The 26,790-nt window shown below is 41.2% G+C and carries 29 protein-coding genes and 1 riboswitch; of the genes, 7 read left to right on the forward strand and 22 right to left on the reverse strand.

What is annotated here, in order from left to right:
- Positions 1-19 precede the first annotated feature (19 nt).
- Positions 20-697, reverse strand: coding sequence for a response regulator transcription factor (locus J2T13_RS07235; protein WP_429369751.1), 678 nt, complete (start codon positions 695-697; stop codon positions 20-22).
- 448 nt (positions 698-1,145) lie between these two features.
- On the opposite strand from J2T13_RS07235, the gene J2T13_RS07240 reads away from it, so the two are divergent.
- Genes J2T13_RS07240 through J2T13_RS07255 form a run of 4 tightly spaced genes read left to right on the forward strand, consistent with a single transcriptional unit; the run spans position 1,146 to position 4,040 of the window.
- Positions 1,146-1,643: a DedA family protein gene (locus J2T13_RS07240; protein ID WP_429369753.1), complete on the forward strand. Its 498-nt coding sequence runs from the start codon at positions 1,146-1,148 to the stop codon at positions 1,641-1,643.
- A 25-nt stretch (positions 1,644-1,668) separates the two neighbouring features.
- Positions 1,669-2,250: a class I SAM-dependent methyltransferase gene (locus J2T13_RS07245; RefSeq protein WP_429369754.1), complete on the forward strand. Its 582-nt coding sequence runs from the start codon at positions 1,669-1,671 to the stop codon at positions 2,248-2,250.
- Positions 2,251-2,269: 19 nt separating this feature from the next.
- Complete coding sequence (locus tag J2T13_RS07250) at positions 2,270-2,950, forward strand: response regulator (RefSeq protein ID WP_429369755.1); 681 nt, start codon at positions 2,270-2,272, stop codon at positions 2,948-2,950.
- Positions 2,943-4,040: a sensor histidine kinase gene (locus tag J2T13_RS07255; protein WP_429369757.1), complete on the forward strand. Its 1,098-nt coding sequence runs from the start codon at positions 2,943-2,945 to the stop codon at positions 4,038-4,040. Before J2T13_RS07250 ends, J2T13_RS07255 begins: the two co-directional genes overlap by 8 nt.
- 899 nt (positions 4,041-4,939) lie before the next feature.
- Here the strand turns inward: J2T13_RS07255 and J2T13_RS07260 are convergent.
- The 15 genes from J2T13_RS07260 to J2T13_RS07330 all read right to left on the reverse strand — a co-directional run bounded on the left by J2T13_RS07260 (position 4,940) and on the right by J2T13_RS07330 (position 18,192).
- Positions 4,940-6,250, reverse strand: coding sequence for a DUF4179 domain-containing protein (locus J2T13_RS07260; protein WP_429369759.1), 1,311 nt, complete (start codon positions 6,248-6,250; stop codon positions 4,940-4,942).
- Positions 6,177-6,779, reverse strand: a complete 603-nt coding sequence (locus tag J2T13_RS07265) for an RNA polymerase sigma factor (protein WP_429369761.1) — start codon at positions 6,777-6,779, stop codon at positions 6,177-6,179. Before J2T13_RS07265 ends, J2T13_RS07260 begins: the two co-directional genes overlap by 74 nt.
- A gap of 428 nt (positions 6,780-7,207) precedes the next feature.
- A complete protein-coding gene (locus J2T13_RS07270; RefSeq protein ID WP_429369763.1) occupies positions 7,208-7,396 on the reverse strand; it encodes a hypothetical protein in 189 nt (62 codons plus the stop codon).
- 68 nt (positions 7,397-7,464) lie between these two features.
- Positions 7,465-8,757, reverse strand: a complete 1,293-nt coding sequence (locus tag J2T13_RS07275) for an ABC transporter permease (protein ID WP_429369765.1) — start codon at positions 8,755-8,757, stop codon at positions 7,465-7,467.
- Positions 8,750-9,655, reverse strand: a complete 906-nt coding sequence (locus tag J2T13_RS07280) for an ABC transporter ATP-binding protein (protein WP_429369767.1) — start codon at positions 9,653-9,655, stop codon at positions 8,750-8,752. The genes J2T13_RS07275 and J2T13_RS07280 overlap by 8 nt, the downstream gene beginning before the upstream one ends.
- Positions 9,656-9,680: 25 nt before the next feature.
- Positions 9,681-10,571, reverse strand: coding sequence for an ABC transporter ATP-binding protein (locus tag J2T13_RS07285; RefSeq protein WP_429369769.1), 891 nt, complete (start codon positions 10,569-10,571; stop codon positions 9,681-9,683).
- A 5-nt stretch (positions 10,572-10,576) separates the two neighbouring features.
- Positions 10,577-10,984 carry a GntR family transcriptional regulator gene (locus J2T13_RS07290; RefSeq protein ID WP_429369770.1) on the reverse strand — a complete coding sequence of 136 codons (408 nt, stop codon included), beginning with the start codon at positions 10,982-10,984 and terminating at the stop codon, positions 10,577-10,579.
- A gap of 45 nt (positions 10,985-11,029) precedes the next feature.
- Positions 11,030-11,764, reverse strand: coding sequence for a hypothetical protein (locus J2T13_RS07295; protein WP_429369772.1), 735 nt, complete (start codon positions 11,762-11,764; stop codon positions 11,030-11,032).
- Positions 11,765-11,967: 203 nt separating this feature from the next.
- Entirely contained in the window at positions 11,968-12,432 is a 465-nt protein-coding gene (locus J2T13_RS07300) for a DUF420 domain-containing protein (protein ID WP_429369774.1), read from the reverse strand.
- Between the two features lie 31 nt (positions 12,433-12,463).
- Positions 12,464-13,375 (reverse strand): cytochrome c oxidase assembly factor CtaG, encoded by a 912-nt coding sequence (gene ctaG, locus J2T13_RS07305; protein ID WP_429369776.1) that lies wholly within the window; start codon positions 13,373-13,375, stop codon positions 12,464-12,466.
- 267 nt (positions 13,376-13,642) lie between these two features.
- Positions 13,643-13,963: a cytochrome C oxidase subunit IV family protein gene (locus J2T13_RS07310; RefSeq protein ID WP_429369778.1), complete on the reverse strand. Its 321-nt coding sequence runs from the start codon at positions 13,961-13,963 to the stop codon at positions 13,643-13,645.
- Positions 13,964-13,966: 3 nt separating this feature from the next.
- A complete protein-coding gene (locus J2T13_RS07315) occupies positions 13,967-14,590 on the reverse strand; it encodes a cytochrome (ubi)quinol oxidase subunit III (protein WP_429369780.1) in 624 nt (207 codons plus the stop codon).
- 2 nt (positions 14,591-14,592) lie between these two features.
- Entirely contained in the window at positions 14,593-16,437 is a 1,845-nt protein-coding gene (gene ctaD, locus J2T13_RS07320) for a cytochrome c oxidase subunit I (protein ID WP_429369822.1), read from the reverse strand.
- 74 nt (positions 16,438-16,511) lie between these two features.
- Positions 16,512-17,558 carry a cytochrome c oxidase subunit II gene (gene coxB / locus J2T13_RS07325; RefSeq protein WP_429369782.1) on the reverse strand — a complete coding sequence of 349 codons (1,047 nt, stop codon included), beginning with the start codon at positions 17,556-17,558 and terminating at the stop codon, positions 16,512-16,514.
- 445 nt (positions 17,559-18,003) lie between these two features.
- Positions 18,004-18,192, reverse strand: a complete 189-nt coding sequence (locus J2T13_RS07330; RefSeq protein ID WP_044879537.1) for a hypothetical protein — start codon at positions 18,190-18,192, stop codon at positions 18,004-18,006.
- A gap of 477 nt (positions 18,193-18,669) precedes the next feature.
- Here J2T13_RS07330 and J2T13_RS07335 point away from each other — a divergent pair, with 477 nt between their 5' ends.
- Complete coding sequence (locus J2T13_RS07335) at positions 18,670-18,960, forward strand: DUF4870 domain-containing protein (RefSeq protein ID WP_429369784.1); 291 nt, start codon at positions 18,670-18,672, stop codon at positions 18,958-18,960.
- 103 nt (positions 18,961-19,063) lie between these two features.
- On the opposite strand, the gene J2T13_RS07340 is transcribed toward J2T13_RS07335, so the two are convergent.
- From J2T13_RS07340 to J2T13_RS07360, 5 genes are all read right to left on the reverse strand, one after another.
- Positions 19,064-20,419, reverse strand: coding sequence for a nucleobase:cation symporter-2 family protein (locus tag J2T13_RS07340; protein WP_429369786.1), 1,356 nt, complete (start codon positions 20,417-20,419; stop codon positions 19,064-19,066).
- A 27-nt stretch (positions 20,420-20,446) separates the two neighbouring features.
- Positions 20,447-21,031, reverse strand: coding sequence for a xanthine phosphoribosyltransferase (locus J2T13_RS07345; RefSeq protein ID WP_429369788.1), 585 nt, complete (start codon positions 21,029-21,031; stop codon positions 20,447-20,449).
- 260 nt (positions 21,032-21,291) lie between these two features.
- Positions 21,292-21,392: riboswitch (purine riboswitch) on the reverse strand.
- A 116-nt stretch (positions 21,393-21,508) separates the two neighbouring features.
- Positions 21,509-21,796 (reverse strand): hypothetical protein, encoded by a 288-nt coding sequence (locus J2T13_RS07350; protein ID WP_429369789.1) that lies wholly within the window; start codon positions 21,794-21,796, stop codon positions 21,509-21,511.
- 63 nt (positions 21,797-21,859) lie between these two features.
- Positions 21,860-22,678 carry a TrmB family transcriptional regulator gene (locus J2T13_RS07355; RefSeq protein WP_429369791.1) on the reverse strand — a complete coding sequence of 273 codons (819 nt, stop codon included), beginning with the start codon at positions 22,676-22,678 and terminating at the stop codon, positions 21,860-21,862.
- Positions 22,679-22,755: 77 nt separating this feature from the next.
- Complete coding sequence (locus J2T13_RS07360; protein WP_429369793.1) at positions 22,756-23,490, reverse strand: zinc ribbon domain-containing protein; 735 nt, start codon at positions 23,488-23,490, stop codon at positions 22,756-22,758.
- A gap of 258 nt (positions 23,491-23,748) precedes the next feature.
- On the opposite strand from J2T13_RS07360, the gene J2T13_RS07365 reads away from it, so the two are divergent.
- Positions 23,749-25,836 (forward strand): ATP-dependent helicase, encoded by a 2,088-nt coding sequence (locus J2T13_RS07365; RefSeq protein ID WP_429369795.1) that lies wholly within the window; start codon positions 23,749-23,751, stop codon positions 25,834-25,836.
- A gap of 223 nt (positions 25,837-26,059) precedes the next feature.
- Here J2T13_RS07365 and J2T13_RS07370 read toward each other — a convergent pair whose 3' ends face one another.
- A complete protein-coding gene (locus J2T13_RS07370) occupies positions 26,060-26,410 on the reverse strand; it encodes a hypothetical protein (protein WP_429369796.1) in 351 nt (116 codons plus the stop codon).
- Positions 26,411-26,525: 115 nt separating this feature from the next.
- Between J2T13_RS07370 and J2T13_RS07375 the strand changes: the two genes are divergently transcribed.
- Positions 26,526-26,790, forward strand: a 265-nt coding sequence (locus J2T13_RS07375; protein ID WP_429369798.1) for a transposase, incomplete at its 3' end; no start/stop codon positions are given.

The following is a 26,790-nucleotide window of genomic DNA, read 5'->3' on the forward strand; positions in this document are numbered from 1 at the left end:
TAGATTGGTTATGTCGATCTTATTCCACCGCCCATGTATACCCTAGTCCATACACCATTTGAATGTATTGGGGCTTTGAAGGGTACGTCTCTAATTTATTTCTCAATCGATTGACCGTAACAGAGAGTGCATTCTCATCTACATATTCCGAATCCTCAGTCCAGATTTTATCTACAAGAATAGCACGTGAAAGAATCGTTCCCTTATTCAGGATTAAGACTCTTAATAATCTTTGCTCCGTTTTGCTAAGTACAAGCTCCTGCTTATGTTTATAAAATTTCATATTTCCAAAATCAAACACAAAATCGTCGATGATCACCTGATCAACTATCTTTTGTGTAGCTCTTCGCAAAATACTAGATACCCTAGCTCTTAGAATCATCAGACTGAAGGGTTTCGTTATATAGTCATCCCCGCCGAGCTCCAGTCCGGTCACCACATCCAGCTCTAGATCATTGGCAGTTAAGAAAATAATAGGTACGGCTGAGTTCTTGCGAATCTCTTGGCAGAGGTCAAATCCATTGCCATCAGGTAAATTAACATCCAGAATTATCAAATCTACTTGGCTATTATTTAAATATTCCCTTGCCTGCTTCACAGTGAAAGCCTGTATAAATACAAAACTGTCCTGTTTCAAGGATAAAACAATGCCATGGTTCAACGCTATATCATCTTCCACAATTAGAATGTTCGGCATGACTTCACCTCCATATATAGCCACATTATATTGCTTCTATTACACATACTAAATTGTTGGGTTGTCAAGTATAGTGGATCTGCTCCTCTGTATGTGTACTACATTGTTTTCTTCTGATTATTATACAGATGGCACGTTTAGAGCAGAAAAACAGCTGAATCGTGCAGAGATTACAACGTGGATGGTTCGGGCTACAGAATTTGAAGTAAATATAAAAGCATCACTTTCCTTCCATTCATTATTTAGCCCCCTATTGATAGGACTATCTCATTCTAAGACAACCTCTATAGATAAATGAATGTAGAAAACTGACTAAGGCTTGGAGAATTCTATCAATTATATTACCTTAATTAATACTTCTTCAGGTTTTCTTTAGAATTTCCACACCTAATTCCTCAGAATTTATAGTTAAGATTTATGTACTGAAGTAAGCAAAGGAGGCGGAATATTGGTCAGTAATATGATTCTAGAGCTAATCAATCAGTACGGATATCTGATTTTTTATCTTGCTTTCTCATTAGGCCCTTTTGGAATTCCAATCCCTAATGAAGTTACAATCCTCACTGGAGCTACTCTGAGCCATATGGGAGTTATCAATCCGTGGCTGACTTACTTCTGCGTTTTATCAGGGTTATTAACTGCCTTTACGCTTTCTTATTTTGCAGGTAAATTCTTTGGTCAAAAACTGAAGAACAAATTTCAGAAGAATAGAAATTTTCAAAGGGCAGAGCAGATTCTCACAAAACGAGGGAATACTGCTATGTATATAGGCATGTTTATTCCAGTTGTACGATACATCATACCCATGTTAATGGGACTGAGCGGAGCAAGCTATAAACGATTCGCCCTTATTTCATATTCCAGTGCTTTGGGTTGGACCTTGATCTTTTTCTCCGCAGGCACTTTCTTCGGAGATCATTTCCGATCAAACTTATTCAATACCTGATCATGAATTAATGGAGGAAAATCTGATGAGTTTCAATGAAAGCATTTTATTTTTAAGAAGTTTTATTCATAATCCAAAACGGGTAGGCAGTATTATACCGAGTTCCCGTTTTCTCGCAGATTCCATGGTTAAACAAGCGCCATGGCCTGAAGTGAAGGCCGTTGCTGAGCTTGGATCTGGGACAGGTGCAATCACTCGTGCAATCAGCAGTAAGGTAAATAAAAACAAAACAACGAAAGTATTATTATTTGAGATGGATGAGACTATGAGGGATAATCTAAAAAAAGAATACCCTGACTTTTCCTGTTATCCAAATGCTGCCCGTTTATTGGAAACAATGACAGATTCACATATTCATCATTTGGATTGTATTTTTAGCGGACTGCCCTTTTTCAACTTTGAGGCTGAATTGAGAAATACCCTGGTTGAACAGATCTATCAATCGCTCAAACCCGAAGGATTATTTATCGCATTTCAATATTCACTTCAAATGAAGAAACAACTTTCCGAATATTTTATTATTGATACAATAAGATACGTGCCATTTAATTTCCCCCCTGCTTTCGTCTACGTCTGCCGCAAAAGGGATACTATTATAAATAATTGAGGAAGAGGAGTTGTAGTTAATGAAAACAATCCTTGTTGCGGATGATGATTCCGAAATTCGAGATGTCATTCATGTCTATTTACGAAATGAAGGCTACCATGTGCTTGAAGCCGCAGATGGTCAGGAAGCAATAAATGTAATACAAACAACTTCTATTCAACTGGTTATCCTGGATGTCATGATGCCTCGAATGGATGGTATCACAGCTTGTCTCAAAATAAGGGAAATATCCAATACCCCAATTATTATGCTGTCAGCCAAGCAGGAGGACATTGATAAGATCACAGGTCTGACTACCGGGGCAGATGATTATATGATCAAACCCTTTAATCCGCTGGAACTACTGGCTCGTGTAAAAGCTCAGTTACGGCGTCAGTCCTTAATTGGAAAGGAAGAATTCAATTCATTGCTTATTATTAAAGACCTGATCATAGATAAAAATAAACATTCCGTGAAGGTTAACGGAACCGATGTTTCATTGACTCCACTAGAGTTTGCGATTTTATCGCTACTCGCAAGCCGGCCTGGGCAAGTTTTTAGTTCGGAGCAGATTTACGAGAGTGTATGGAAAGAGCCTTACGGGTATTCTGACAATACCGTAATGGTCCATATTCGTAATTTAAGAGAAAAATTAGAAAAAAACCCAAGAGAACCTCTGTATATTAAGACTGTCTGGGGAGTGGGCTATAAAATTGACTAAATATGTGCGAAAGCCACGACAAAAAAAACGCATTCAGACCAATATTTTAATCAGGATGGTGCTCAGTTTAATTATTACTTGTTCTATAAATTTTTCACTTAGCATCTTATTCTTTCATCTTGGTAATATAACGAACCTGGAATGGGTGTTCGACTTTCTCGCCTACCTTCTTACACCGATGTTCTTAGTTATTTTTGTTATTACATTTTTTATATTAACCCGGCGAATCGTCAAAGATTTAATTGCACTGGAGCAAGGGCTTCAAATTATATCTGAAGGTGATTTGAGTTACCGGGTACCTGTTGAGCGGCAAGATGAACTGGGACGTGTGGCTTTAAACATCAATCGAATGGCAGAACGTTTGGAACAACTGATTATAAAGGAACGTGAAGTCGAAAGATCCAAGATGGAGCTGATCACCGGGATATCACATGACTTGCGTACACCACTTACAAGCATTATCGGCTATATTGAGCTTCTTAGAACAGAATCTTTTCAAGATAAGAAAGAATACTCGCGGTTTGTTCAAAACACCTATAACAAAGCGATTCATTTGAAGAAGATGCTGGATGACTTGTTTGAATATACCCGGCTGACTTCAGTGGACTCCCAGTTAAATCTAAAGAGAGTCGATTTGTCTGAGCTTTTGCATCAACTATCATTTGAATTCGAACCTATTGCTCAAGAAAACAACGTGCATCTTATAAAAGATATCGGTACTTCACCGGTTGTTGCCTTGGTGGACAGTGATAAAATTGCCAGAGCCATCGACAATCTTCTCATGAACGCCTTAAAATATTCCTTGAAACCAGGGAATATTGTCATAAAAATGTCAACGCGTGGTGAGCACATTACCATTGAGATCGAAAATATAGGGACTCCTATCTCTGAGGATCAAGAAAAACGTCTATTTGACAGATTTTACAAGGTTGACCACTCAAGAAAAAACGATGGAATTCAAACTGGAGCAGGTCTAGGCCTTTCTATTTCCAGGAATATTGCTGAGTTACACGAGGGAACTTTAATGCTTAAACATACTCATGATGTCTTCACATTTCAACTGAAATTGCCTTTTGAAGAGGGATTCTGAGATATTTTTATAGGGCGGAGGATTGTTAATTGATTATGTCTGAGTACTTTTCTTACAAGGCTTCCTCAAAGATCCAAAGCGGGCAGGAAATATTCTACCTAGTTCACAATCATTAGCAAACAAAATAGTCCAGTCTGTACAATGGCATAATGTAAACGCCGTTGCAGAGCTTGGAGCTGGTACAGGTGCTATCACCCGTCACATCAAATCACAGATGGCGAATTATCCAGAATGCATTTTCCATTCCAATGCCAGCTACCTACTCAAGAAATTGAATCAAGAAAGCATCCGTGAGTTAGATTGTATTATTTGCGGATTACCATTTTTCAACTTTTCAAATGATATGCGAGAGCATATACTCCATCAGATTGTTAAGTCACTTAAACCAGGCGGGATTTTAGTTGCTTATCAGCACTCACTGCACATAAAAAAAAAAAATGGGCTAAACATCTACTTATCGAGAAAATTGAGTTTTTGCCTTACACTTTCCCTCCAACTTTTGTATATGTTTGTCGTAAGAGGAATGAGTGATAATTAGTGCATCAAAGAAATGAGAAATTTAAGCTACGACCTCCCGCTTATAGGGAATTTCAATATGCAGTTCCTCAGTTTCGCTGAACATACGGCAATTCTCCCCTTGAACGCCCCTCCCCCATTCCCTCAACAAATTGTACCCCGTGCTGAAGCAGCAGTCTTTATCGCAAAACTGTTTAATGTAAATAACTAGCTTCGTTCTCCAACAATTATTCTATCAAAAAGACCTCGCTCTCATTTGTGTATCAGAGCAAGGTCTTTCTTTATTTTGGCGTTCTTTTCTTTCATTGTTGATAATCGACAAAAGCAAACTGCTCCTTGTTTCTGAAATGAATATATTGAGCGATAGTAACAAGCGTATGATTTTATTTTTTGTTATCTACAGGAATAGATATAGTCTTGTCGTAAGTTTTAATATAGTTAAATCCGTCCAGTAGCAGCCATTTCGGTTCCTCCATTGTGTTAAAAGAATACGTCTGCTCCCACATGATATTACCGTTTTTCAGATCCCACGGACGTGACGAGGAAATGGATGATACGGGAATTACGATACCACCAGCTTGAACGGATAAATTATCCGTTTCCAATACTGTGAATTGGTTCCTGGCAATCACGATATCATAGCCTGTATCGGTTTTTGTGACGCTTCGAATCCATACCTTTTCATTGCCAATTTTGAAGGATAGATCTGATGGTGAGGCTAGGGAGATGGGTTCTTCTACTTTCTGATAACCAGGGAAATTTTCGAGTACAAGTTCAACATTCTCTATCTTGTCTGTCGGAAGCACATCAAATTCAAGTTCAAATCCCATGCCCTTTTCAGCCAAACCCCGCGATCCCCATGATTTCACTTCTGATCCATTCACATAAAGATTTGTTTTACCCATGAATCTCGGGAATCCCTCATAATCCATCTCATAATGTCCCTTCACGATGGTTGAAGTTGGTGAAGCCGTAATGGAGTCATAGTGGACAGTCCCCTGATCGACAGGAACGGATTTTGAAATATCCTCTTTAATAATACTTTTCATCGCTTTATTGGCTTCATACTTGAATTGAATTGGATAGAAAGCTCGTTTTCCGTTATCTAGCCACACACTGAATGTTACGGTTAATGTCCTGGTGAATGGACTTACCGGATCAAATTTGTCCACTCCCTCGAAGTGGGTCTCGTCTTTGCTATGATTGCCGCCTCCACTTCTTAGCATTGAATCAGTTAAGAATCCTTGGATTTTATCCACGGAATAACGCATAGAACCCTTCTCATCAAACACGGACCCCGCTTGTCGATCAACCGTGTAATACAGTGACAATCCATTATCATCCGCAATAACTCCGTTAATGCTAATAACAGTGCCGTCATCAAGTGTTGTACTTTGGTTGACCGTTTGTCCGTATCCTTGCTCCGCGACTTCTGCAAAACTTAGAGAGCTCAGCTTGATTTTATTAAACAACTTACCTCCGTAATAAGCAAATGCAGGATATTGATAAGTTCCGACAACCAGAAGGAGTGCTGCAGCTAATGACGCAACCCATATCATGGCTCTATTCACATTTCTTTTCTTAGTGGGTACATGCTCAAGCGCATTTCGAAGTCTGTCTTCAAGTTCTGATGGTGCCTGTACGATATTCAAGCTCTGTTTGTGCTCCTGTAATCTCTCCTCGATCGTTGTCATAACGATCACCTCCAATCATAGATTTGAGCTTTTGTATGCCTTGCGAAATTCTTGATTTGATTGTGCCCAACGGCGCATCGGTCATGTCCGCAATCGTCTGATAGGGGAGATCATGTACGTACCGAAGTTCGATCGCTTCCCGCTGTCGTACACTCAGATGAGAGAGCAGCACCTGCATATTCATCTCAGACTCCGTATTACGATATGGATTATCGTCAGTTAATGCAGCATGTGTTGATTCTCGCTCGTCTTCCAGTGGAAGAAATCGTTTCTTGTTGCGGAGTATTGTTTTGCAACGGTTGACGAGAATGGTCTTGCTCCAACTGTAGAATGCTTCGCCCTTTTGCAATTGATCCAGCTTTTCATAAAGAGTAACAATCATGTCTGCCATTGCATCCATTGCGTCATGCTCATTTCTCATGTAGCTGTATGCAAGACGATAATAAGCGTCCTGTTCGTCTAAAATTAGTTGTAATAAAGCTTCCTTGTTGCCTTTTTGGGCTTGTTTGACAAGATGGCTTACATTCATACTCTCACCCCTTTCATAGATAAGAGATTGCAGAGGTTATAAAAGTTCATTTTGTGCAAAATAGATCTCCACAACCAACTTACAGGGAAGTTATCCTATTCATAGGGAAGTCCTCTTATCTGTGATTTCTGTTGTGGTGACTTAATTCCACAAGAAAAGAGCTTCCTTTTTCTATTTATCTATTTACACATCATATTTTACGCTCTCTTAAATTTCAGTCTCAGATGGACGATTTACAAATCTTAACTATTACTATAATGAGTTACTCACAATGATTTCGGTTAATCAGATGTTGAGCGTCTAACCTTCCAAACGCAGCATGTCGTCACTCAGCTGTTACCAAGTTTCACACTATAAAAACCAAAAACCCTGACGTGATCAAAATATCTTGATCACATCAGGGTTTTCCAACCTTATTCTATCCAGATCTATGCTTGTTCTCTCCTACTCTTCCCATACTTCCACAAAGACGCACAACAGAACACTAATCCCATGCCTACAATAATTCCTCTTACAAGTTCCATAAAGAAAGATCCATCTGTTTCCATCATACTACCCAATAATAAGATCGCTGAGGACGATCCAAGCATAACAACCATTTTATCGTTTTTATTCAAAGTGAACACTCCTTCAATTGGTTTTATTTTCACTACTATTTATTTGTTATTTGCGTTCATTCACTGAACTATATCTTATAAGCCTTCATCGCTTTGCGTAGTTCTTTAATAGTTGGGCGTTTACCATACATCAGTACACCTGTACGGTAGATCTTAGCGGACAACCAACCCAACACTAGGATAGATACGATTAAGATAAGAATGGATACCCAGATTTCCCAAGGTGCGATATCTCCCACACCAATGCGGACGATTACCGTCGTAGGTGAGAAGAATGGAATATAGGAAGCTACTTTCATCAACATGGAATTAGGAGCTCCGAAGCTGAACGTTGCGATGTAGAATGCTGCTAAAGTCAGCATGGTAATCGGCATGACCGCTTGCGCTAGGTCTTCTGTGCGACTAACTATTGAACCGACTGCAGCGAATAATACGGCGAACAGGAAGTAACCTAGCAAGTAGAAAATAAATCCGTAGACTAGCACATCTGTACTTACATTTGAAAGATTCAAGTCAAAATCGGCTAGGATGGCTTTATTCTGCGGCATCATCACGTTCCCTATCATCACTATAATAAATATTGCAATCTGTGTAAGTCCTACTAGGAACATCCCTATAATCTTTCCGAACATTTGGGTGAGTGGTGATACACTCGTAATTAGAATCTCCATAATCCGGGAACTCTTCTCTGTTGTTACTTCAGAGGCAATCATATTTCCAGTAGAGATCGAAGTGAAGAAGAACAAGATTAACAACACATAGACCACACCATAATTGATAACTTTCTGCGCAACCTCTTCTTCTGTATCTGGCGCTTCCGTCGAAGTATTATTGACTTGACGTGAATCCAATTGCACCGGTATTGCCAACGCTGCTGTCTGTTCCGCAGTCAGTGCATCTTTCACAATATATTGCATCTTAACCGCTTGTAACGCACCCGCTAAATCGGCTTGAACTATTGGGCTCAGCCCTTCCTCTTCCTCAGAAGAATACAACACGGTTGGGAACACAGCTTTGTCATCCGATACAAATTGTAGATACCCTTCGATTTTCCCTTCTTCGATGTCTTTATTTAAGAGCTCTTCATTCGCAGTATCATATTTCACGAAGGTGAAGTCATCGCTCTTCTGTGCTTGCCAATACGTATCCAATTGGTCTGCTAGCTCAACTTGTTGCTCATACACCAGACCAATCTTGGTAACTTCATTCTTTAAGTCTTCACCCGTAAATAATTGTATGAAATACGGAATATTAATAGCAATTGACATGATCAATGCCAGAATAATGGTTGTCACTACGAAGGATTTAGTTTTCACTTTATTTCGGAATGTAAATCCAATTACAGTACCCATCTTATTCATTAGACTCACCTACCTCTTTAATAAATATTTGATTCAATGTGGGTTCCTTGATTTCAAAACGTTCAACGACACTTTGTTGCATGGCCATGTGCAATATCTGCTGTGCTGCTGATACGTCTGAGATGGAAATGACATATCCGCCTTGTTCTTGTGACTCCACTTTCGTTACACCCGCTATATTCTCTAAGCCTGTAACTTGACTCGTCGTGCTAAGAATGACTTGCTCACGCGGATATCTGCCTTTGATTTCCTTTAAGCTTCCTTGAACAATGGGATTCGAACGATGCATAATCGTAATATTCTGGCATAATTCCTCCACATGCTCCATCCGATGTGTGGAGAACAATATGCTAGTTCCTTGATCGCGTAGTTCTTTAACTGTAGATTTTAGTAGTTCTACATTTACTGGATCCAAGCCGCTGAATGCTTCATCTAGGATAAGAATTTGTGGATTATGTACCACAGCTGCTATGAAGCCAATTTTTTGCTGATTTCCTTTGGAGAGCTCTTCTATTTTTTTATCATAATACTCCGGCACTTCAAATCGCTCTAGCCAATAACGAAGGCTCTTATCGGCTTGCTTCTTAGATACTCCCCGAAGCTGCGCTAAATACGTAATCTGATCGCTAACCTTAACTTTCGGATATAGTCCACGTTCCTCTGGCAAGTACCCCATAATTTGTTGAAGTTCTGCACTATGCGGTTTACCATTATAGCTGATCTCCCCACCATCAGGATAAATAAGACCCAGCACCATTCTCATCGTTGTGGTTTTACCTGCTCCATTAGCCCCAAGTAGTCCGTAGATTTCTCCTTCCTCTACTTTTAAAGACAGTTTATTCACTGCTGTTTTGTCCCCAAATTGCTTAAACACATAATCCAATTTCAAAGATTCCATATTTATTTTCCCCTCTCTTATCCCACTAGGCAGTCATTTGTCTTTGGATCCAAAGACTTAATATTTCATCAAGTTCTAGACCTCGAGTCTTGATCATTCCAATCCCAGATTCTTGAAGAGCTCTTTCGACATTAAGACACTCCGTCGTAATCATTCGTAATACACCCTTAGACTCTTGATGCCATTCTATCACCCCAGGTAAATCCTCTACCAAATCAGCATCACTACTAACCCATATTTCTTTCCAATTATCCATAAGGCTATCTTTCTCCAGCATCCCGTAAACTTGCCCCTGATGCATAAGCAGAATATAATCAGCAAGTCTTCTAACCTCTTCTACAATATGAGTGGACAGAAGAATCGTTGTATCTCCTTGCATCATATAATCCTTTAAAACATCCATCATCATTTTCCAGGCAAAAGGATCTAATCCCGAAGATGGTTCATCCAGTAACAGTAGTTTAGGATGAGGTGCCATCGCTGCCGATATTTCGAACTTTCGTCGTTCACCCTTGGACATTTTATTCAGCTTGGTCCCTCGTGGAATCTTGAACTTCGTTATCAGTTCTTCGAACAACGTATGATCCCAATCCGGGTACCAGTACGCTCGGAATTTAGTAGCCTCTTCTATCGTTAAGTTATCTTCCTCTACATTCGATTTCTCAGCTACATATCCAATCATCCGTCTAATTTCTGGTGGAAGAGGACCCTGATATGACTTCCCAAACCATTCGATTCTTCCTTCATCCGGAATAACTAGCTGCATCATCATATGAATCAGACTACTTTTACCTGCGCCGTTCTCACCAACCATTCCAATCACATAACCTTGAGGAATAGAAAGGTCTAGCGGCCCGATCGTTCTCGTTCGACGTTCCTTCACTACACCTTGGAGATTTAATACGTTCTGCTCCATATCTGTTACACCTCCCCTTCCTTAGTCTGATGATATTTAATATTCACAATGTTTAGAAACAACTCGCGTAATTCTTCCTCACTACACTGAACAGAAATCCCAACATCGACTGCCTTATTTAGCGCCTCTTCTACAGCTTCTCTTCGAAAAACTTCACGCTTAGGCTGTCCGACCTTAGCCACAAAGGTTCCCGTTCCTTGCTTCGTTCTGAGTAACCCTTCACTCTCTAAATCTTGGTATACTCTTCTAACGGTAATGACACTACAACTTAATCCGCCTGCAAATTCTCTAATCGAGGGCAAAAGTTTGCCTTCCTCAATCTGTCCATTAATAATAAGCGATCTCAACTGGGTCTCAATCTGATGATAAAGTGGCTCTGCACTATTCTCATTAATTTGAATTGGAATCCACACCTTTCACACCTCACTTCTACGCTCTATTCAAGCTATAATTTTCTGTTAAACCAGATCTCTCATCTGGAGCTTATGAAGTGTCAGCTTGCCACATAGAACTAGACTTACTACTCCCCCAATTAGAGAAATCCACATGACTGGAGATTTGAACCCATACATTTTCGCATGATCAATTGTTAATTGCAGTACATTCACATCCAGAAAGTGCAACCCTAAACTTACGATAATTGTGATCAACATCAACATCAACGTCTTCCAGAAGTACTTCTTTCCACTGTGCAAAGATTCAAAATGTATATATATTCCCATTACAGCCACCGCATATCCAATCCATGTTAGAGAAAAGGCAATATAAGGTAGGATCGACAATTGTAATCGGATATGATTACTAATAAAGTATAGGATTGAAAAAAAGATGACACTATTCAGCATAACCGCAAACCCCATTTGTAGATGTCTAGCTCTCATCGTGACGTTAGGGGCTATGGGCAATGTTCTAAAGTACGCAAGCATCTGCGTGTACGAATCTTCTGTTAAGTACTTGAACGACTTCCTCGAGAAGTAAAAGCCTAGCATAGGAATAAGCGATAACATCATAATATCAATAAAGGGGTTAAAAAATTGTCCTAATTCTTGATTGCCAAGCTTCGTCTCCATTAGACTCCCTATTGCTCCGCCCGTATAAAGCATAAAAATCACAGACCATACAATTATGAATTTTTCATTTCTAAAATCCTTTTTAACAATCATCCAAGCGTCTCTCATCACTGTTTGCTTCATTCGTATCGCCTCACTAAGATAAGTTTGTTATGTATCCTCGTATCCTTGGGTCTGTTCACTGTGCCTACTGTGTATATCCTTATATACAGTATATAGTGTGCTTATTTCAACTGTCAAGCATGAATTCAATAATTTAACATTTAATACACAAAAAAAAGAACCCGCAGTATAAACCGCGAGTCCTTCATAGATCGATGACTTGTCTAGATTCCCAGAATGACTTGCCATACAGGCTTCGTATGCCCACCCGGGTATAGAAGGTACAGGAGTACATATACAGCAACACCTGTTATAGCGGTAAAAAACCACATTATAGATGTGACCTTACCCCACTTACGGTGCTTCGAGTACTTTGCTTTGAACCCAAGTGTAAGTGTCGTGATCCCAAATACTGCTGCTACAGTAGCCAGTGTAATATGGAAAATCAAGAAGATCTGATAGTAGATCTGCATCTCTTCTGAACCGCCCCAAGAGGTATTACCTATAAATATGGTTCGGGACGTATAGATGATGAAGAATAATAGTGCCGCTATAGCTCCAGCTATCATTACCTTCTTATGCGCTTCTTTCTTTCCTTTAATGATCAGCCCCCAACCAATAGCTACTAGTATTGCACTAATGACAATGAATGAGGTACTGATGGTGGGAAATATAAAATACCAATCCATGATGCTGTTCCTCCTTAACGACCTTTAAAATTTACACATGATTCAGAGAGTGATCCGCGAGATCGTCAGAATTTATATCCTCGTCGTCACGGTTCTCCTTCCTATACCATTGAAAAAATACATAGGCCAATATTGATGCAAAAATAAATTCCTGAATAAATTTCATAGCTATACCACCCACTTGTTGATCGACCAGCGGACTCATAATGCTAAAGAACGTAGGTCCACCGAAACTTTGCAATAGTGAAGTTGTATCTCCAGTTATACAGTATCCCATAGCTTCAGCCCATACAACAGGGTCACTATAAGTCGCATACAGCGTGTGCGAAGCAAATATGATTAGACCACAAGCCGGAGTCAGGAGAACCATATTCAGAAAAATATAACCCATTTTTGCTAGACTTGATCCCTGTTTGTTCTCTGGAAGCGGATTGAGTAGCGTCCACCACATCAGCACAGAAGTTATGAATAATACGATATAATACAAACGATGTACAGTAAAATTCAACATGACGTAATCATGAATTACAGGGATATGATAGAGCGAGAATAACCCATTAAAGAGAACCGCCGCTACAATAGGTTTCGCTAGAAAACCTAAGAACTTAAAGGGATTCACTTTCAGAATAGCACGCCACAACCAGGTAGGTATACCCATCATAATTAACGGTGGTGCAGCTAGATAGGAGAATGCCATAATCAACATATGAAAGGAAAACATCATATGCCCTAATAGACTAATGGGCCCCCCTTGTGCCATATAGAGCAAAAACATACCACTCACAAACATAATCTTCTTAGGTACCGAAGTAGGCTCTGCTGATGCGAACTTCTCACTCATAGGACCTGTAATGAATAAATACGCAGCTGTGATCAATAGCATACAACATAGAAACAAGGGACTCCACAAGTCCGCAAAGCTAAAGTATTCTAATCCCAGCATGTGAATACCTCCTACTCACCGGGTAATTTTCTGTCTAATTAGTGACAAACATCACGAATGAACGCCTTATACATCTTATTATGGTACTTTACCCTTTAAACGGAATTGAAATACAGAGTGACATTTATAACCCCTTATCATTTAAGAAGAAACGGCTACGCCATTCTTAAAGGGCGGTAACCGTTTCTGGATAGACATCAAACATGAGTTCATTTAAACTTTTACTTTCTTTAAAAAAGGGGTGGCACATGCCACCCCTTTCTCATTTTACCACCACATCCAGAACAATGCAGTGACAATCGCGGTACCTGCTACGAAAAACCCACCGATCATGAAGATAATAGGCATTAAATGTCCCTTATCTTTTAAGTGCATCCAGAATCCCATCTGTACAATGACTTGTAATACTGCCATGAACAACAACAAGGAAATCGTAAATGTTACATTTACGTCTCCTGCAGCTACAGCAGCAAAAGCAATTGCCGTGAGTACAATCGAGAAAATAAAGGCAATAACATGTTTTTGAGGACCCTCATGTCGAGTACTGCGATGAATCACCTGGTTCTCCGTTTGCTGATCTACAGTCATCCTTTAGCCCACCTTTCCAAGTAGGTAAACTACCGTAAAGATAAATACCCATACGACGTCAATAAAGTGCCAGTAAATGGCAGACACATAAATCTTCGGTGCGGTTACGACCGTTAATCCCTTTTTGTACAGCTGTCCAATCAATATTCCGATCCACACAACCCCAAAGGCTACGTGGGCTCCATGGAAGCCAACTAATGTATAGAAAGCTGAACTAAAAGCACTGGTTGTCATACCAAAGTCGTCTAGAATCATATACTCGGCAAACTCATAAATTTCTAAGCCTAGAAATGCAAGCCCGAGGAGAACCGTAACAAATAACCACTTCTTCAAAGAAGGAAGATTATGACGATGCATAGCCTGTATAGCGAATACGCTGGTTAAGCTACTTACTAACAAGAGGAATGTCGCAACGGCTGTCAACGGTAATGCAAACAGTTCATTCGCCGTAGGCCCCTCATTAGTCTGATTACGAAGCGTTAGGAATGTGGCAAAGAGTGTACCGAAAAGCACGGCCTCACCACCAAGAAAGAGCCAAAAACCAAGGATCTTGTTACGGCCTTCCAACGTCGCTTTCTCAGGTTCATGTGGCAATTTGCCGTCAACTTCTGTGTGTGCTGATGCCATGCTTATACTCCCTCCTCTTCCAATTCCTCAGGTTCGATATGCCAGCCGTGATCGTCAAAGAGAGATCTCAGTACCATAGAACCGAAAGTGATAAGAAGACCTAATCCACATACAATCCAATTATTGAATATGAAGCTCATGAAGGAACTAGAGAACTCCTCACCACTGAACATCAATCCAAGACCTGCAATGAAAATACCTACAGACATGGTGAAAGGAAGAATTGTTGGTGAAGGCATATGAATCGGGCCAATCGGCTCTGCCGGAGTCATACCCTTGTTTCCAGCCATCTTCTCTTTCCAAAAAGCATCGATACCCCGTACTAGAGGTATTTGTGTAAAGTTATGTTCTGGCGGTGGAGATGGAATAGACCATTCCAATGTACGTCCATCTTCCCATGGATCGTTCGCCACACCCTTAGGTTTAGTAAACGAATGAAATACATTATAAAGGAAAATAAGTACACCTACACCCATCAGGAACGCACCCACTGTACTTACTAAATTCAATGTGTCAAAACCTTGGTTTGGCAGATAAGTAAATACACGACGCTGCATTCCCAAGAGACCCAAGAAATGTTGTACAAAGAATGTCATATGGAATCCAATAGCGAATGTCCAGAACGTCCATTTACCCATAGTTTCATTAAGTATACGTCCGAACATCTTCGGCCACCAATAGTGTAGCCCTGAGAATAATCCGAATACCAGACCCCCTACAATAACGTAGTGAAAATGCGCTACGACAAAGTATGTATCATGGAACTGGAAATCCGCAGGAGCAGAAGCGAGCATAACACCCGTAACTCCACCCATCGTGAACGTTGGGATAAATCCAACGGCGAACAAATTCGCACTCGTAAATCTCACTTGGCCGCCCCACATCGTGAACATCCAGTTAAAGATCTTAATCCCTGTCGGAACAGCAATTAACATCGTTGAGATCGAGAATAATGCATTAGCTACTGGACCCAGTCCAGTTGTAAACATGTGATGCGCCCATACCATAAATCCAAGAAATGCAATCAGGATCGTTGCAAACACCATCGAACTATAACCAAAAAGACGTTTACGAGCAAAAGTCGGAATAACTTCCGAGATAATACCAAAAGCAGGTAGAATCAAGATATATACTTCAGGATGCCCGAAGATCCAGAAAATATGTTGCCACAGAATAGGGTTACCGCCACCCGCGACATCGAAGAAATTCGCTCCTAGAATACGGTCAAAGGTCAACAGTACCAAACCTACTGTAATCGCAGGGAAAGCAAACAATATCATAGCGGAAGTAATAAATGCAGTCCATGTAAACATAGGCATACGCATGAATGACATCCCTGGAGCACGCATGGTAATGATCGTAGCTAGAAAGTTAATACCACCGATCAAGGTACCAAGACCTGCAATCTGCAATCCAACGGTATAAAAGTCGACCCCGTGAGTCTCACTGTATTGTGTACCAGATAACGGCGTATACGACGTCCATCCAGCATCTGGAGCTCCACCCATAAACCAACTAAGATTCAGAAGAAGTCCCCCGAATAGGAAGGTCCAGAATCCGAGGGAATTCAGAAAAGGAAAGGCTACATCGCGCGCGCCAATCTGTAACGGAATAATTGCATTCATGAGTGCAAAGATGATAGGCATAACGCCAAGAAAGATCATCGTCGTTCCGTGCATAGTAATTAATTCATTAAAAGATTGAGCGGACACTAAATCGTTCATCGGTTTAATTAATTGAAGCCGAATTAATAAAGCCTCAATTCCGCCTATACCAAAAAACAATCCTCCGCCCAGCAAATAAAGAACAGCTATTTTTTTGTGATCGACAGTCGTTAGCCAATCCATCAAGCCCTTGTAACGCTTGACACTATGTGCGTGAGCCAAGGTTCGTACCCCCTTCTAAGTCCCTGCTGAGATTATTATTTCAATGTAGAATTAGCCAAGTACTCCGCAATACCATCAATTTCTGCATCGGAAAGACCGAGGTCTTCTTTAGGCGATGGCATCTTATTGCCTGGCTTCACAGCTTGTGGATCATGAAGCCATTCTTTGATGTTATCCACAACTGGATCTCCATTTTCTTGACTACCTTCAGCGTTCAGCAAGATACTTGCTACGGTTTCACGTGAACCGATCCCCGTAAGACTCGGTCCAGATGTTCCCCCTTGATCACCAATGGCGTGACAAGACAAACATTGGTTCTTGAAGGTTTCTGCAAGCGCTGGATCAGCAATGGCTACCACAGGTGCTTTCATTGAAGCTACCCATGCAGCGAAAGAGTCCTCACTCACTGCTTTAACCTTGAATTCCATGAAACCATGTGATTGACCACATAATTCTGCACATTTACCTAAGTAAACGCCTTCTTTAGCCGTACTGAAGCTGAACTTATTCAGCGTTCCGTCAGGGTTAGTATCCATCTTCCCTGATAGTGAAGGTACCCAGAAAGAGTGAATAACATCTACTGTTTTCAATTCAAGCGCGATATCTTTGTTCGTTGGAATAACCAAATCCTGTGCTGTCTTAATATCATACTCAGGATAATCAAACTCCCACCAGTATTGATGTGAAGTTACTTTCACATGTACAGCATTCTTATCATCGGAATGATCATTACCAAAAGCAAACACTTCGCGGACAGTAGGAACAGCAAGAACAAGAACTAGGATCAAAGGAATAACGGTCCAAATGATTTCTAACTTGAAGTTACCTTCTACTTGCTCTGGTATTTCTGTCTGGCCTGGTCTTCTGCGGAATTTAATCATGACGTAAGCCGCTATTGCGAACACGATTAGTAATACCACAACCATAATTGAGATTGAAAGCTTCATTAAATCGAACTGTCCCTGTGCCACAGGTCCTTGCGGTCTTAACACCGACAAGTCTTCACGGCCACAACCAGCCAACAGTAGGGAAAACACCGCTAACATGGGAAGGATTCGCTTCACAGGCTGCCACCATTTCATCTTTTATCTACCCCACTTTTGCAAATTTCACAGGTATCACCGACTTATATACGGAAAAACACCTGTATTATCACGAAAAACATAGACCTGTCAATTAAAACAATCACCTATTTAATATAAGTTTAAGGTAGTACTTTGTCAATGACTCAGCAGCAGTTCACAAAATGTTCAAATGTCCAAAAAAACCCGTCAAATAGCCTTTTGCAAGCGTTTACGACCGTGATAATTTGTTTGGCTATCCTTTTAGTTACGGTAAGAATGCGCTCTCTTCATAGGGTATCATCAGTTAAATTATTCCTATTATATGTATATTTGTTGCACATTGTTTGTCTATTTATTGCACATTATATGTCTATTCATGCACAAAAAAACTGTAATCCGCGATAATTGCCGCAGAAAACAGTCTATAGGGATCTTTCTCTATTGTTAGTATTCATTATTTCCTCTAAGAAACGGAAGAATCCATTCGTCCAAGCTCGTGTTCTACCACTGAGGTTAGTTCCTCTTCGTATCCTCCCATAATATGATATTTCCGGACATAATCCTTTACAAACTTCTTTGGATCCTTAGGCCGGAAAATTCGTGTCATTTCCCGCAGACTTTCCTTGACTTCGTTATGACCTTTCGTTGCCATAATTGTTCCCTCCCAAAACGCTGAATGAAAAGCTCGGGTTAAGAGAATGCCGAAAAGATCTTCCTTAAAACATCGTGAAGTAGGTTGCAGTATGAAGTGGATAGAAAGCTCTTCGAACCATCACTCAGGCTCTAACATTATTAATACCCTGTAAAGATGAAGCTGAATCACTCTACCCTATTGTACCATATTTTGTTCTAGGTAACAGCTATCTTCCAAAATGTTTACCTAAATACTGTCTAATCAACTCATTATCTCCTAGATGTACTCCAAAACTATGCTCCCTACGGACATGATATGCTACTGCAACGAATTACGATCCTGCATCGGCTGACTATGTAGGAAATCGAATAATACTGCACATATCTTGTCTAACACATTCATAGGGTAAGAGGAAATCGTTACTATTCGTATATAAGGAGCGTGATCTAACTGTCATCTAAGTCTTCTACGGGCATACCTGAGAATATAGCTGCTATGCTCTGTTATTTATTCACCTTTATCGGAGGTATCATTTTTCTGGCTATAGAGAAGCGTAGTCGATTGGTCCTATTCCACTCTCTACAATCTGTGATGACTTTCGGAGGCCTTATGATTGCTCATGTACTCACAGGATTCGTGCCTCTAATAGGTCCACTTGTGGCCTCCCTTTTATCTATGCTGACGCTTATATTATGGATTGTTCTAGTCGTGCAAGCGGCACAAGGGAGATGGTTCAAGCTACCTTGGATTGGAGACATAGCCGAAAGACAACTCCGGAATTTATGATCATCACTTCGCTTCAACCTTCAGCAGACAACAAAACGGCTTCGCTATCCATAAGTGGAATGCGAAGCCGTTATCAAATCACATATTCATATATTGGGTAACTTTACGCAACCTGACTCTCGTCTGCATGTGTTGGATCAGCCCCCGGCCCCTTGAGACCATTAAATAGTAAGTTTAACACTATAGCTGTTACACTACCTGCTATAATCCCGTTATCTACAAGGATGCGAGCCCAGTCAGGAAGTTGTGCGAATATGCCCGGTACCACCGTTACACCTAGTCCCATACCTACAGAACAGGCAATGATGAATAAATTCTCATATCGATTCAGATCCACTTGGTCACCAAGCATTCGAATACCTGATGATACGACCATACCGAATAATGCAACCATAGCTCCGCCCAACACAGCAGTAGGTACGAGCTGCGTTAAAGCGGCAATCTTCGGTACGAATCCGATCAACACCAAGAGCCCTCCCGCTACAACAATGACATCCCTAGTCTTCACACGACTCATCTGAATTAAGCCTACATTCTGGGAGTACGTTGTATATGGAAAGGAATTAAATAATCCCCCGACAACGATAGCGATCCCCTCAGCACGATATCCACGAGTTAAATCCTTAGACGTAATATCTTTACCCACAATTTTGCCTAGCGCCATAAACACACCTGTAGATTCTGCAATACTAACAATCGCAACGAGAATCATCGTGAGAATCGCAGATATATTAAAAGTTGGCTTCCCGAAATAGAAAGGCTGTACTACATGGAACCAACTTGCCTCTTGCAACGGTACAAGATTTACTTCACTGAATAGGGCTGCAGCAACTGTACCCACAATTAGACCGATAAGGACGGAAATCGAACGAACAAAACCTTTAGTGAATCGATTCATCAGAATAATAAAGAATAATACCCCAAATCCTAACATGAGATTCATAGGACTGCCGAAATCAGCAGCCTCTTGGTTGCCTCCTCCAAGATCCGTTAATGCCACAGGAATCAAGGTGATACCAATAATAGTGACAACCGAACCCGTGACCACAGGTGGAAAAAAGGCAATTAGCTTACCAAATAATCCAGAGAAAACAATAACAAAAATACCCGATGCAATGATGGCTCCATAAATAGCAGAGACTCCGTCATTCAATCCGATGGCAATCATCGGAGACACCGCTTGAAACGCACATCCTAACATAACTGGAAGACCAATTCCGAAGTAGCGATTCCCCCACACTTGAAGTAGTGTTGCTACACCACATGCTAGTAAATCAATTGAAATTAAATACGTCAATTGATCTGTTGTTAAGCCTAATGCCCCTGCAACGATAAGAGGTACAATAACGGCCCCTGCATACATAGCCAATACGTGCTGGAGTCCTAGCGAAAGTGTCTGTAGTGGATGACGATTTTTGTTAAATACAGGCTCGTGCCTCTGTTGATTCTGCTGTCCCATGTTGTACTGCTTCCCCCTATATAATAATTAGACCTCGTGATCTTCTACAAAGGTCACTTGTCCATCATCCAGTGCTGCTATGCGCACCAACGACTCTACGCGGTACCCGGCCTCTAGCAATAAACGGCGCCCAGGTTGAAACGATTTCTCTATCACAATTCCAATCCCAACAACTTCCGCTCCTGCCTTCTCGACAATACGAGCAAGTCCAAATGCAGCTTCACCATTCGCGAGGAAATCATCAATGATCAGCACCCGATCCCCCGGCTTCATAAATTTCTTCGCTACTGTGATCTCATTACTCTCTTGTTTCGTGAAGGAATAAACTTTCTCCACGAGAATATCTTCTCGTAATGTTAGCGACTTCTGCTTACGTGCAAAGATAAGTGGTACATTCAACTCCAATGCTGTCATAATTCCTGGAGCAATCCCCGAGGATTCAATCGTAAGCACCCGTGTAATCTGCTGATCTTCAAAACGCCGTGTGAACTCTTTTCCTACTTCCTTCATAAGTACAGGATCCATTTGATGGTTAAGGAATGAGTCAACCTTTAGAACCTGATTGCTAAGAACTATTCCTTCATTCAATACTTTCTGTCTCAATAATTGCATGACGGACCCTCCTATTCGTTCATTATTTAGAATAAAGAAGAAACGGCCTCGCCGGCCTTAACAAGGCGGTAACCGTTTCTCATTATATAAGCAAAGCATAGTGAAGACTTACACTTTCTTATATTGAAAAGAAACCCATTTCTCCGATACCGAGTGCTCGGCATGGAAATAATGGGTTTCAGAATAACAGCGCATAAAGGTCTCCGTATTGTCTCCTGCCCTATGCTACAAACAACATAGATTGAAGATACAGAAACTCAGGGTATGAATTGTTACTCCGTAGTCCAATCATTCCGGTGATCGGGTAGAGACATGCAGGCCTATTCCTGCACCTATACGAGAGCAATTATAAAACGATACTATATAATCTAGCTCAAATCGACACTTACTTACACAAAACGACAATGACTGCATTATACAGCATATGTTCCTATAAAATAAAGAGAAATATGCCGTAAATGTTCCATTAGGTATAAATTACAAAAAATTCGAGAGAATCGTTTTGAGATCTCTATCCTCTGTGTAACGATCTTCACCCATATCCAATTCAACAATTCGAATCGAGATGTAGTCCGAAGATGGATCCACCGGTTCGAACAGAAGTGTGTCTCGATCAGCAACGACCAAATCAAACTTCATATCTCTAAACATTTGCAGCAACTGTTCGTCTCCAGGCCGTTGCTGATCGTTCAGGAAAATAAGGCCCCTTAGTTGTTTCGTTTCTTGATTCTTATGCTTCACCACGAAATTTACTAGACACTCCATTGATTAGTCCTCCGCTTCTTTTAATATCACTTATCACGCATGAGAGTCTGCACTGACATTCCATTAATCTTCATTCTCGATATCCACGCCTACATACTTACGATAAATTTGCTCGTAATGTGGACCATAACGCTCTACCAGCTCACTACCTATGTCTTTCTCTACTTCGTAGAGCACCATTTCTTGCGTGAAATGGCTTAGGAGTAACTCCGTCATCACAGGATGATCGGTAATCATGGCTACCGTCTTGCTAGGGTCCTCCCCACGCATGCCCAACATACACCAGTGCCTATCCATCACAAACGAGAATTTGCGTCCAGCAACTGAGGGTCCATTCGTTGTTGATCCATGATCCCATGAGGGCCATGATAAATAACGGCTCATCGTGGCATCACCACCATCCGTAGACCATAACAACTTCACGCCTCTACTTTCCGCTTGTTCTAGTTCATTCCTTAGCAAGGCCGCCTCTTCACGCCACACGTCAATCACAATTTCCTTCGTAGCCTTCTCCATCTCACGAACCAGAATGTCTAGAACTTCACGTTCCCCCTCCACATGATAGAACGGAGGGTTCGCCACCTGAGCTCGTGGCATTCTGCTCTCAATGAATGAAATCGACTCCTTCATTTGACCAGAAATCAACCGTGTCAATTCCTCAATCTTCAGCATGTTATACCGGATGGGCTCTCCCGTACTACACTGAAGAAAACCTTGCTGTGTCAACCTTTGCAGAGTTGCATATACATTCGAGCGTGATACACCCATTCTTTTGGCAACTTCATATCCCGAAGAAGGGCCGCTACCTGCCAGTTCGACCATAATTTTGGCTTCCATCTCAATAAATCCAAGAGTCCGTAGATGATGTAGTAATTGTTCCATACTGTTGCCCTCCCAAGTTGCCTTAACACATTCCCCATGAAAACTTATCTAATCCTACCCTTATTCAACATCATAATTTAAATCTGTTCAGCACCACAGCGAGGACACCATTTGGAGCCCATCGCTAGATCCGCGGCACAGATTTGGCATTTGAAAGTTTCTTTTTCATCACTGGTGCCCTCTGCATCGTTCTCTTCCGTAGCTGCGCTGTGATTGTTATCATTCCAATAGCGAATACGTCGATCTAACTCAAGTTGCCGCTCTCGTTCACGTTCTAAATCTTCAACTTGTCTACGCTCGCGCTCCAAATCTTGAGGAACTTCTTCCACAACATCCTCTTCAAGAAACTCCTGAGCGTCCTCATAGAGAATGGATTCAATGGTCGCACTGTTCATCGGCTCTGGGTATACTGTTCTCTTCTCGTCATCAACCTGGTTCTCCTGCTGGTATTTAGGCTGATCTTCTAACATCTTTGTGCCACATTGAGGACAAAAGTTCACATCTAAAGCCACAACTTTACCACACTTACATAGTCGCTCTTTTTTCAAGTCTGCAATACGTCCCCGAAACTCATCGATTTCCGATCCAAGCTGATCACAGGTTTTGGACAGTGCAACCATTTCTTTCTCAGCAATTCTCATATCCTCGGAACAATAACCCTCATAGAATACTTTGCCCATTTTCAAGAAATGAATGTCCATCTCTCTCTCTATCTCAGCAATATATCCATTAATTTTGTTCACTTCAACGACGCTTTGCGCCTTCTCTGTTGCACGGTTCGCACCATCTTTAATACGTTTCATAATGTTCATAAATTTCTCCTCCTTCATTCCGATCCAAATCACTTTCGTATTAGCATATATAATAGCCCTATGCTTCCAGATAAGGATTATTCTCTTTCTTAACTTGTAAAAAATTAGGAATCTTAACCTCAATCGTATAATTAGCGTTATAATTAGGATTACTGCTTTATTTGTACCACTAAGTTTTTAGCTATGACTCTATCATACCAAATTTATAGACTCCTTGTGAAAAAGGAAATTTCTAATAGATCTGAAAGGCGGCATAACGTGCAGCAATCAACGATTAGTTATCATTCACATCCGGCAATCGTGCCCTTAAATACACCTATTCCTCAAGCAGCCGATGCACCGGCAGCGACTAGTGCCCAGCTAGTCACTCCTCACATGGAGGATGCATTCTACTTCCGTGCACTAGAGCAAGCAGGAATATTTCTTAATGGACCCCAGATCGATGCTGTTCGGCATGGCGAAGGCCCACTCCTTGCCCTTGCTGGCGCTGGCTGCGGCAAGACAACTGTCTTAGCTGCACGAACGGGTTATCTCATACAAGTTCTCGGCATCTCCGCTTCTCAGATTTTACTTGTCACCTTTACAAGCAAAGCAGCCGCTGAAATCAAAGAACGTATTGCGCGCTTACCGGGTATTTCTGCAAGAATTGCACAGGCAGTGCAGGCGCGAACCTTTCACTCTTTCGGCCTAGCTCTATTAAGACAATCTGGACAGCATGAACAAATACTTGGAGACTTCTCCACTAGACATACCATTATGAAGATTATCTTACGGCGCCACAAGGTTAGTGAAGCCTATCAACCCGAGACCTTACTGGCTGCTCTCTCGGCATGGAAGATGAACGGACATTGGCCGGAGGATCTTCCAGACCAGACCGAAGATGAATCCAAGATTAAGAGTATTCTACTCAATTATGAGGAGTGGAAGCAAGGAAGGAATCAATGGGACTTCGATGACATTTTATTGCATACGACACAATTACTAAACGACCCACAGACATGTGCAAGGTTACAATCTCGGTTCAGCTACATGATGGTGGATGAATTTCAAGATACGAATACGGTGCAATATGAAATGGTCCGTAAGTTAGCTGAAGGGCATCGTAATCTTATGGTGGTGGGGGATGACGATCAGACGATCTATTCCTTTAACGGAGCGCAACAGGAATCAATCTTACAATTTGATACATTGTATCCTGATGCCAAGGTTATTGCGCTTCCCATTAACTACCGTAGTGATAATCGCATTCTCGGTCTGGGCACAGCTCTTATTGCTTACAATCAGCATCGGCGGGTCAAACATCTTGTAGCTGCAGGCGTGCAAGGTACCGCTCCACAGTATGCTTCTCCAACCAATGTCGAGGAAGAGGCTGCCTTTGTTGCGACCCATTTAGAACAGCATATTGAACTCGGTGAAGCCACTTATGCTGATATTGCTATTCTCCATCGAACCGCAGGCAGTAGCCGTGCTATGTTGGAACAGCTATTACTGCGAGGAATCCCTTTTGTTCAATATGGCAATAACTCCGTCTTCTACGATCAGACCGTGGTGAAGACATTAATGGATCATCTTAGACTTTCTTTGAATCCTAGGTGTAAAGAGGCTTACCAAAGCGCGCTTGGCCCACTCTATATTGCTCGAGAAGATGGAATGGCTTATTTAACAAGCCAAGAGAATCAACAGCCTAAGAAATATCCTCTCATTCATCTAACGCGCTGGGATCGACTTCAACCCTATCAGCAAGTAGCTGTTAAAGAACGCATTAAATTGATCAAGAAACTGATCACACTGAAACCCGTTTATGCCGTCCAAGAGATGCGTAGACTGTTCTATGATAAATATATGGATGCAGGTGATCCTCTTCTTCATACCCAATATAAAGAGACGCTAACCGATAGTTTAGACGAATTAGAGAGTGCAGCAGCACGCTTTGACACCGTGGACCAGTTTATAGCTCATGCAGACGAGCTTACCTCGCGTCATAAACAAATGGAAGCATTACGAGATGGGGGCGCCGAGAATGCCGTACAACTCATGACAATTCACCGTGCTAAAGGGATGGAATTCCGTCATGTCTACTGGATTGGCGCGAGTGAAGGAATACTTCCGCACAGTAGTGTTCTAAAAGATAAAGTCCCTGAAGAAATGAAAGTCACGCACCCAGAAGCAGGTGCAGCCAAGTTGTCTGAGGCCGCGCTGGAGGAAGAGCGTCGACTCGCTTATGTAGCGGTAACAAGGGCCAAGGAGCGTCTATTCATTACTTCGCCTCTTCATTATCATGGCAAACCTACAGCACCTTCCCGCTTCTTATTGGAAGCCTTTGGTGTGAAGGATCCTAAGGCGTGAGTTCATGTCGGAAGAAAGGATTGGCAGCATTAGAAGATAAGCAGCGTAACCTTCTCAGTAAGAGACAGAGTAAGTGAGAAACTGCTGTGGCTACACTTGGAGGTAATGCTCTAAAAAACAACAAACGGACACAATGAAAACAACTAAAAACGGATGCCGATAGAGTTTCGGCATCTTTTTTTAGTTTAGTTTTTTCTAATTTTCACGGCATGAAATCCGATAATTACTGGTATTGCAGTTTTTCACGTTTTTTCACAATAAATATTCCCAGAGCAATCATAGCAGATGACACTAATAATAAAATCATTATTTCCTGTGGATACTTCACAATACTATGTCCCTCTGTCCATATACCCCTCATCGCTTCCAGTCCATATATAATTGGATTAAATATGTAAACTAGTTCCCTTACAAATACTGGAAACATTTCGGGAGGGAATGTTAGACCACCTAAGAATATTTGGATATAAAAGATCACTAATGATACAGACTGATACGTAGTGCTTTTGTCAATAATAGAAGTAGTGATAACAACGATAGCGAATTGATAAAGATTAATTATTAGTACCATCAATATAACGGAAATCAAATTTTCGTATGGAATAGTCACACCTTTAGAGTCTGTAAAATAGATTGTGTAAACTCCCAAATCTATTAAAATAGATATATAGGAAGGTTGGGGAGCACACATGGGATTATGGACAAAAGAACAGCTTCGACAATTTATTAGAGAGAACAAATTGGTATCGGCAATGGATGCACAGAGTGCACTGAAAGAGCTCTTTGCTGAAACAATACAGGAAATGCTAGTAGCTGAAATGGATACGCATTTAGGATATAACAAGCATGAAATAAAGGGAAAGGCTAACGCCAACAGTCGCAATGGAAAAAGTAAAAAGATAGTTCGGAGTGAATATGGTGAGCAGGAAATTGAAATTCCTCGGGATCGGCTGG

Origin of the sequence: Paenibacillus sp. DS2015, assembly GCF_050433705.1 — a bacterium.
GTDB lineage: Bacteria > Bacillota > Bacilli > Paenibacillales > Paenibacillaceae > Paenibacillus_AQ.